The following is a 10,056-nucleotide window of genomic DNA, read 5'->3' as shown; positions in this document are numbered from 1 at the left end:
TGAACCTGCTCCGTCACGGAAATATTCCGCAATGGACAATCCTGAAAGTGCCACACGAGCACGAGCTCCAGGAGGTTCGTTCATTTGACCGAAAACGAAAGTAGCTTTAGACTCTCTCATTCCTGGCATATCTACTTTAGACAAATCCCATCCTCCATTTTCCATGGAATGCATGAATTCCTCACCGTATTTAATAATTCCTGACTCCAACATCTCACGAAGCAAGTCATTTCCTTCACGTGTTCTTTCTCCTACTCCTGCGAATACAGAAAGTCCACCGTGACCTTTTGCAATATTGTTAATCAACTCCTGAATCAATACAGTTTTACCAACACCAGCACCACCAAACAATCCAATTTTACCTCCTTTTGCATAAGGCTCAATCAAATCGATTACTTTGATACCCGTGAATAAAACTTCAGATGAAGTTGATAAATCTTCGAATTTTGGCGCCGCTCTGTGAATAGACATTCCGTTTTCACCCGCTTTTGGCAAGTTTCCTAAACCATCAATGGCATCTCCAATAACGTTAAACAAACGTCCGTAAACATCTGCACCGATTGGCATTTGAATTGGAGCTCCTGTTCCAACTACTTCATAACCTCTGCTCAAACCGTCTGTAGAGTCCATAGAGATGGTACGTACAGTGTTTTCACCAATGTGAGATTGTACTTCAAGAACCAATAAAGTTCCGTCTTTTTTTGTGATTTCTAATGAATCATAAATTTTTGGAAGTTCAACATCTTTACCGTTGAAAACTACATCGACAACTGGTCCGATGATTTGGGCAACTTTTCCTATTACTTTTGACATTGCTTATGTATTTATTAAATAGCTATTTAGGTTTATGAAGTTCAGCTAATCGAAACTAATCGACTGTATGCTTTTTCAGTGCGCAAAGGTAATTTTTTAAAATATAAAAATCAATACTTTTTTTATAAAAAAATAGGAAAAATTGAGATGGACGGCTCATTAATGAATGAATCAATAAAGAAAATTTCTTAAACCAAAAAAAACCACCACGTTGCCGTGATGGTTTTATAAATAAATAGTTTTAAAAATTTTAAAGTGCCTTTGGAAATAAAATTCTATAATTTTCAAGGCTTACTCCTTTAAGATTTGAGCCGTATTTAGTATTTATGGCTTCAATAAATTTATTGGCAATCAATGCATATCCTCTTGGAGATGGATGAACTCCATCAGTTGAAAAACCGCCACCTGTCACAAATGCACTTGTTACCGTAAATCCGTTAGCTGAAATTCCACCATTTGCAATTTGGGTCATCAAGGCATTAGCATCAACAAAAGCGAGACCTTTGGCAGTTGCCACACTTTTAATTTTTGCATTATAAGCGTCTGTTGCAACCTTTACCAATGCTGTTTCACTAGCTGTCAATGTCGTGTTGTCTTGCATTGGGAAAGTTACTCCAATAGTATTATTAGTAGCAGGATATCCTGGTTGGGTAGCCCCAATTAAACTCGAAGCCGTTAGCAATATATAATCTTTTGAAGCTGTTGCGTTGCTTGCGTGACGTGCTTTCCCGTATAATGCCCCTAAAAATCCGGCTGTTGCCAATGGATAATTGAATGGAGCTCCTTGAAATGCAGCCGTAAATAATGCCGTTGCATCATAAGCCAACATTTCATCTGCTATTAAAAGAGGATTCGTTGCACTCGCTGTTAATGTGGCGAAACGAGCCGGTTGTCCTGCTGCCGCAAGCATACTGTTCATCGCCCCAAACAAAGGGTTTAATTGCCCTACTTGCGCAGCATTTAAAGGCACTGGATTAGTAGGTACTGTCGTAAAAAAAGGAACCGTGTTTACATAAGGAATATTTGCGACTACTCCTTTTGCACCTGCTGAGGTTAATGAGTTAACTAATGCATCGTAGGTCGCATCAAATCCAACTCCTGCAACTCCCGCAGAAGGCGTTATAGGATTTGAGCCATCACCACCAGTTGTGGCATAACCCAAAACATCGTTGTTCCCAATCCAAAGTGAAAAGAAAGTTGGTGTTTGAGCCATAGCATAAGCCAAAACAGACGTGGAAGCATTTGTTGCAAAACGAACATAATATGGATTTGCAGTCCCTAAAGAAATTCCAGCTGCACTACCATAGCTTGGCGATAACAAATGGTAACTTTTGGCACCCGGAACACCACAGTTGTTGTAAGGACCGGCCGTAACTATTGCCGGGTTAAGAATTTCCGTTGTTGGAATTCCCGTAACCGGCACAGGAGCCGTACCATTAAAATACAATCTTGGTCCTGAAAATTGTGTCCCATTGATTTTAAATCCACCAATATTATCAGCCATGTATGGAATTTTAAATTCTCCACCACCTACTAATTTAAATTGTTGGGCCATTATGTTGGTATAAGAAGCTTTTTGACCATCTACAAACAAGGCATTGTCTGAATAACCCGCAGTCAATGAGTTTCCCAAGGCTACAAATTTAGAGAAATTTGCCGTTCCAGCCGTTAACGGCAACCCGTCTGATGAATCATAAACTATTGCTTCACCGTCATTATTATTACATGCTACAAAGGTTAAAGAAACCAATAGTAACCATTTGAAATTTTTTATCATTTTCTTATATTTTTGATTTTGTTGACTGATTTAATTACGGATTCAATGTCCAAGAAGCAAAATACTGTTGCCCTATTGCTCCAGCTCCCAATACTTGAGTATAGTCTTTACCTCCAATGTTTGCTGCACCAATTTTAATTACAGATTTTAGTTTTGGAATTCCGTAATTAATTTGAGCATCAATAACCGTAGCAGAATCTATCATTCCATCAACCATTGTTGATTCCCATAAATATTCGCTATTCCATCTTACGCTGGCATTAAATCCAAAGTTTTCGAACAATTTGTCATTGCCAACAGAAGCTTTAACTCTATGTTTTGGCGTGTTGAAACCCGCTTCAAAACCTGGTTCTTTTGCTTGGTCAAATTGAAAGTCAGCATAATTATAACTAACCCCAAAATCATAAGTGCCAAACATTCTTTTAGAAAGTCCTATTCCAACACCCAATGATTGAATTTCCAAAGAAGTATTCGTGTATAATTGATAAGCTCTATAATTTCCGTTTGCCAATGCGTGTAAAGTTTGAACAGCAGGATTGGTAACATAAGTTGGAGCGCCTTGTGCAAAATTGAATGTGTCGCTAGCCGTTCCATACAATGGAGCCACAACAGTCAAGTTCCCGATGAAGTTATTGTAAATATTATAGTATCCATTGATATCAATATTAACATCATTAATTTGCGAACGATAACCAAGTTCAAATGCTTGTACTTCTTCTGGTTTCACATAACCAACATTCGTTTTTTTCAACAATGCAGCTGCTCCAGGCGTATTTCCAGGATTAGCGGCAGCAAATGCAGCAAATGCAGCAACTGATGCCGATGTGTATGAATTTTGGTAAGCATTAACACCCGTCATGACTACTGAAGAACCTCCTGCATAAACTTGTCCGATTGCCGGAGTTCCATTTGCCACTGGTCTTGTTTCAGAATATCTTAGCAAGTTGTCAGGAGCAGAACCTATTAATACTGCGTTTCCAACATTGAAACCTATGTATTGGTCTTGGGTGCTTGGATTTCTAAAACCTGTTTGGTAAGAACCCCTGAAATTATGTTGTTTTTTCTCTCCACCAGAATACACTAACGATATTCTTGGAGAAAAACTTCCGTCAAAGTTTTTAGATTTATCATAACGAACAGATCCTGTAAATTTAAATCTGTCTTCCATAAATTTTTTCTGTAACTGTGTGTAAACACCGTATTCATTATAATTTATTGGCCCATTATCATCCGTGTAGATTCTACCGTGAGAATTCAATTGGTATTGTCTGTAAGAACCACCTACTTGAATTTCTCCAAATTTAATAAGGTCTTTAAAATTATAATTGGCATCTGAATGGTATATTTTGGAATTATCTACCAATTTCGAACCTGACAACACATCTGGATTAGCAATTACTTGGTTAAAAGCATTTTGAAAACCAGGTGTTCCAGGGATTAATCTGCCAGTATCGGCAACACCTCTTGCAATCAAATGTGAGTTTTCTGGTGTTTGTCCCGCCAATGTTGATTGAACATAGGCTCCTGCATATTGCCCAAACCATGTTTTATCATCTTTCCAAACCCTGTTTATGTTAAGTCCCGTAAAAAGCATGTCATAGGATTGGCCTCCATCTTCAGTAGTTGTATAACCTCTCAAGAAAAAGTTTTTTCCTTTTAATTCTAATTTATGTTGTTGCATAAAAAAGTTGTTCAGATAATATCGGTTGGCACCTTGGTAAACCGCATTTCCATAACCAAACTTGCTTTGCCAGATCACTTCCAATCTTTCGTCTCCCAATGGTCTGAAATGAAATGAAAAATCCATTTTTGTATTACTGGCTTTGTTATCTGTCAAATCTACTTCATTGTATCCTGTTCTGCTGACATTATAATTTGGAAGCAAGTTAACCGCTGAAGCCGGAATTAAACCCAAGTCAGCAAGAGATTGTCCAACCCCTTTTAAATTTGTGGAAGCTTCATCTCCGTAAACATTTATCCCATCATAATTCACGTCGCTTCTTGTTATTCCTTGTCCTTGACGGTATTTGTCGTTATAATTGGTAGCAAACCAATCGGTTCCATCCATATAAGTAAAATTGGCTTTTGCAGCAAAATATTTATTGAAAGCATGAGCCATTCTTATCCCAAAATCATAAAAACTGTTTGTTCCGGCTGCTTCTTGGCTGGTTGCGCCATATTTCAAATAAGTTGAAATCCCCGGATAAGTAAACGGGCTTTTGCTGTTCATAAACATAATTCCGTTGAAAGCATTTGCACCATACAATGCAGAAGAAGCACCAGGCAATAATTCCACGCTTTGAACATCTATTTCAGAAACACCAATCATATTCCCCAACACGAAATTCAACAATGGAGATGAATTATCCATTCCATCAACCAATTGCATAAAACGGGTGTTGGCAACTGTTGCAAAACCACGGGTGTTTATGGATTTAAAAGTCAAACTACTGGTGTTCATTTGTACTTCTTTCAGGTTTTCTAATCCATCATAAAAGGAAGGAGAAGCCGTTCTTTTCACCTCCTTGATACCCATTCTTTCAATGGTAACTGGAGATTCCAAAACTCGCTCAGGAGTTCTTGATGCAGAAACCACCACTTCACTTAATGCAGTTTGTGCGTCATTAAGTTTTATGCTTACATTTTGATTGTTTGAAGCAATGTTAACTTTTTTAGTTTCATGCCCTAAACTGGTTACTTCAATTGTAAAAGGGAGGCTTTTTGATGAAATCAAAGTAAATTTTCCATCAGCATCTGTGACTGTTCCAGCTTTATCACCAATCACTTTGATGTTTGCACCGGGGATAGGTTGGTTGTTACTTTCCGTAACGGAACCTGTGATTGTATTTTGAGCAAAAGAAATGCCGCAAAAAAACAATGACAAAATAAGTAAATAGCTTCTCATTTGGGTTAAATTTTGTTAGTTAATGCCGCCAAAGTACAAATATTTTTGATATTAATAAAAAAACATATTATTATTTTAATATTCAATAATTCCTTAATAATCATATATAGCTCATTATCTTAAATTAATGGTAATGATTTAGTTAAAAATTTACGATTTACTATGCTTGCATATAAAATAGGGCCGCATAATTATGCATTCCTAATATAAAACGAGACTTAAAAGTCTCGTTTTATATTAGGAATATATGAAAATCATTTACTCAACAGTAACTGACTTTGCCAAATTTCGGGGTTGATCAACGTTACATCCTCTCATAACAGCAATATGATAAGACAATAATTGCAAAGGTATGGTTGTAATTAGTGGCGACAATGCATCGGATGTTTCTGGAATTTCGATAATATAATCAGCTAACTCGCGCACTTGTTTGTCTCCTTTGGTCACTACGGCTATAATGATGCCGCTTCTGGATTTGATTTCTTGAATGTTACTCACAATTTTGTCATAATGTCCTTGTTTGGGAGCAATGATAATAACCGGCATATGTTCATCAATCAATGCGATAGGACCATGCTTCATTTCGGCAGCAGGATAACCTTCGGCATGGATATAAGAAATCTCTTTGAGTTTTAAAGCACCTTCCAGAGCAACCGGGAAATTATACCCTCTACCTAAATATAAGCAGTTATGGGAATCTTTAAAAACGGTGGCAATCTCTTTGGCTCTATCATTGGTTTCCAATGCCTCTTTAACTTTTTCAGGCATGATTTCCAATTCTTGCAAATACCTATGAAAATCTGGGGTAGACAAGGTTCCTTTTGCTTTTGCCAAACGCAAGGCTATCATGGTCAATACCGTTATTTGTGTGGTGAATGCTTTTGTAGATGCCACTCCAATTTCTGGACCTGCGTGTGTGTAAGCGCCTGCGTGTGTTTCTCTCGAAATGGAAGATCCTACCACGTTGCAAACTCCAAAAACAAATGCTCCTTTTTCTTTAGCCAGTTTTATGGCGGCCATTGTATCGGCAGTTTCTCCGGATTGAGATATGGCAATTACAACGTCACGTGAGTTTATTATTGGATTCCTGTATCTAAACTCCGAGGCATATTCAACTTCTACCGGAATTCGGGTAAACTCTTCAAATACATATTCCGCAACCAATCCTGCGTGCCATGAAGTGCCGCAAGCCACGATGATGATTCTTTCTGCATTCAGGAATTTTTCTAAATTATCCTCAACACCGGCCATTTGAACAATTCCTTCATTTGCATGCAGTCTTCCTCTGTATGTGTCTTTTATAACGCTAGGCTGTTCGTATATTTCTTTCAACATAAAGTGGTCGTAACCGCCTTTTTCGATTTGCTCCAAGTTCATTTGGAGTTCTTGAATATAAGGATCTACTAAAGAATCATCTTTAATTTTTCGCACTTTCATTTCTTTATGCAACCTGATATTGGCCATTTCACCGTCTTCTAAATAAACGGCATTTGAAGTGTATTCTATAAATGGGGACGCATCTGATGCTATAAAATATTCGCCTTCTCCAATTCCTATTGCCAATGGACTTCCCAAACGGGCCACCACGATTTCATCGGGATTTTTTTTATCAAAAACAGCAATTGCGTAAGCTCCAACAACTTGGTTAAGTGCCACTTGAACTGCTTTTCCTAATTTTAGTTTTTCTTTTTTTTGTACTTCTTCGATAAGATTTACAAGGACTTCCGTATCCGTATCCGATTTGAAAAGATAGCCTCTTTTTATTAATTCTTCTTTTAGTGGTGCATAATTTTCGATAATTCCGTTATGAATTATTGCCAAATCACCTGAATTAGAAAGATGTGGATGGGAATTCACATCGTTTGGAATACCATGAGTTGCCCAACGGGTGTGCCCAATACCAATAGTTCCATTGGTAGAAATTTCTTTTGAAGCTTTCTCTTCAAGATCTGAAACCTTGCCTTTTGTTTTGGAAAGTTTTATGTCAGTTCCATCAAATAACATAACCCCTGCACTGTCATATCCCCTGTATTCAAGTCTTTTTAATCCTTTAATTACTATAGGGTACGCTTCTCTGTAACCGATATATCCAACTATTCCACACATATTTTTAGGTTAATTAGGTTTTGTATAATAAATTTCAAGTTTCAATCTTTTGTCTTCAAGAGGATTTGACGATGTAGATTTCCCTCCGTAAAGTACCGTTCCTAGCGGGTTCATGACGCTTGCTTTTGGAGCCTGCGAAAGAAACGCATTTGATGTTCTCAATTTACTGGAATTTGAAACAGTAATATCTTCAGTAACCACAAGTCCCAACTTAATATTTGTTGAATCGGCGTGTTTGATTAAGTTTCTAATGTGATTTGTAACCCTTATTTTATAAGTCAGTCCTCTTTTTGATGTAGCATCTTTATTTATGTTTCCATCAAACAACAACTTTGATTTTTTGACAGTTGAACTAGTTGTTGCATCAAGATAATAATCCATAATTGGACGACTGTTATTAAAATCATACAAATAAATTCTTTGTGGTTCATAACTATTGGCCATTGTACTGGCATCAATATTAAAAACAAGATTGGCTTCGTTTACTAACCAGCCGTTTTTTCGAATAATGTCCAATTCGTCAGCCACTCCATTTGGGCTGCCCGTTACTCCGTCTGCACCAAATAAATCCGGCCCAAAAAGTTTTATTACGGCCAATGAACCTTCGCCTCCTTTTAAATACAATTTATCATCGCCAAGATTTCTGTCTGGTGAATTTATGGCAGTTTCATAAACGGAATTAGGATTGCTTTTTTCCAATAAACTTACCGTATTGACTTTACTTGTTGTGCTTCCTGTCAAATTAAGAACTATTGATCTCTCCACTCTTGTTACGGTAACCACCGTTCCTACTGTTGTAGATAAATCTTCTTTATAATTAATGGTAATTGTACCTTTTGCAAAATTCATCATTGCTAAACTTCCGGGGTCTGTGTCTGATTGCTCCACTTTAAAATACAATCCTCTAAAATATTCTTTAAAAACATCGTTTGTTGCCAATTTACCCGATGGAGCATGAATGATTTTGGAATCGAAAAAAGTTGAATTCAATTTCAAACGCATTGCCGGAGCGGAATAAACATTGGTTTTTTTCCCGGCAGCATCTGTAGTGGTAAGGTTGCGTTGTGCTGGATTATAAAAAAATTTATCATTTTGAGCCTTATCGGCATCATCATTCAAACGAGTGCCAACTTTAAGGTTGTCAAAATCCGTGTTTTGATTTGTAAAATATTTCTGTGCTTCCTGAAATCCCCCAACTGGATCCGCATCCCTCATATATAAACCTGATTCAAAAATGCTCAGCTTGATTTTCGCCAAAGGTGCACCATAAATGGAATCTAACTCATACGTGTTTCCACCGGTTGTTTTTGGTGTTGTTTTTGTGGCATCCACAAAATAAGGCACCTCAATATACACGCTGTCGATTACGGCATTGGCTCCTATTTCTGGATTCTCATTCGCCAATACTAATTGAGTTGCAAAATTAGCCGTGGTTTTTCCAAAAGCTGGATCATCATAAATCCCAAGAGCATTTACAGGAAGATTTTCCGATTGAATGGGAGCTATTTTTTCATTATAAGCCACTACACTTGAAGTGTATTTACCTAAATCAAAATGATTTTCGCCAATTAAAGTATCTCCAATTTCATTATAATCTTTGTCACAAGAAACGAAAAGAAGGATACTTACAAGAAATAAAAAGGGCTTAAAAAAAGAATTTTTGTGCATGTTTACTAGAAAATGTTTAATTTATAGAACAAAGGTTTTATAAAAATTTGAATACGCATCTGCGAATTTATCTTTCGGGGCGAAAGGTAAAAAAGGTTTTCCTGAAGATTCTATAAATTTTGTTAAACTTGGAGACAGGTTATCCGAGGCAACGATAACCCCATCTGAATGGCTGATGGTGACTTTCATGATACTTTCGTAATCAGGATTTTCCAAGGCTTGAATAGCTTCGTTTGGCACACCGTCAAAGGCAACCTTATGAATCATCTCTTTGTCTAAAGCGCCTTCAAAAGACTGACTGTATATGGAAGTTACAATTTTTGTTTCCGAAAACAAGGCTTCATTTTTATAATAATGTTTCATGTAAATAGGCAACATTGCTGCCATCCACCCATGAACATGAATAATATCTGGAACCCAATTGAGTTTTTTTACGGTTTCAACAACTCCTTTTGCAAAGAATATGGCTCGCTCGTCGTTATCCGGAAACATTACACCTTCTTCGTCCGTAAATGTGGCTTTCCTTTTAAAATATTCGTCATTGTCAATAAAATAGACTTGAATTCTTTCTTTTGGTATCGAAGCAACTTTTATTATCAAGGGCATATCCAGGTCATTTACGACCAAATTCATTCCCGAAAGACGAATTACTTCGTGCAATTGATGCCTTCTCTCGTTTATATTCCCATAACGAGGCATAAAAATTCTTATTTGCCCTCCTTGATTATTGATCATTTTTGGCACTTCATAAGACATTAAAGACACCTCATTTTCAGCTAGATAAGGT

General features: G+C 37.1%; 5 protein-coding genes and 1 pseudogene. All 6 read right to left on the bottom strand.

Features of this window, described 5'->3' with window-relative positions:
* Positions 1 to 813 (bottom strand): annotated as a pseudogene (locus C0430_RS08285) (F0F1 ATP synthase subunit beta); the annotation flags it as partial.
* A gap of 250 nt (positions 814 to 1,063) precedes the next feature.
* Positions 1,064 to 2,590, bottom strand: a complete 1,527-nt coding sequence (locus tag C0430_RS08280) for a G-D-S-L family lipolytic protein (protein ID WP_290867995.1) — start codon at positions 2,588 to 2,590, stop codon at positions 1,064 to 1,066.
* Between the two features lie 34 nt (positions 2,591 to 2,624).
* On the bottom strand, positions 2,625 to 5,495 hold the full coding sequence (locus C0430_RS08275) for a TonB-dependent receptor (protein WP_290867992.1): 2,871 nt from the start codon (positions 5,493 to 5,495) through the stop codon (positions 2,625 to 2,627).
* Between the two features lie 258 nt (positions 5,496 to 5,753).
* Positions 5,754 to 7,601: a glutamine--fructose-6-phosphate transaminase (isomerizing) gene (gene glmS / locus C0430_RS08270; RefSeq protein WP_290867989.1), complete on the bottom strand. Its 1,848-nt coding sequence runs from the start codon at positions 7,599 to 7,601 to the stop codon at positions 5,754 to 5,756.
* Positions 7,602 to 7,610: 9 nt separating this feature from the next.
* Positions 7,611 to 9,269, bottom strand: coding sequence for a DUF4270 domain-containing protein (locus C0430_RS08265; protein WP_290867985.1), 1,659 nt, complete (start codon positions 9,267 to 9,269; stop codon positions 7,611 to 7,613).
* 21 nt (positions 9,270 to 9,290) lie between these two features.
* Positions 9,291 to 10,056: glycogen/starch synthase (locus tag C0430_RS08260; protein ID WP_290867982.1), on the bottom strand; the 766-nt coding region annotated here is incomplete at its 5' end.

This window comes from Flavobacterium sp. (assembly GCF_013823965.1).
GTDB lineage: Bacteria > Bacteroidota > Bacteroidia > Flavobacteriales > Flavobacteriaceae > Flavobacterium.
This window is presented reverse-complemented; position numbering and strand designations above follow the sequence as displayed.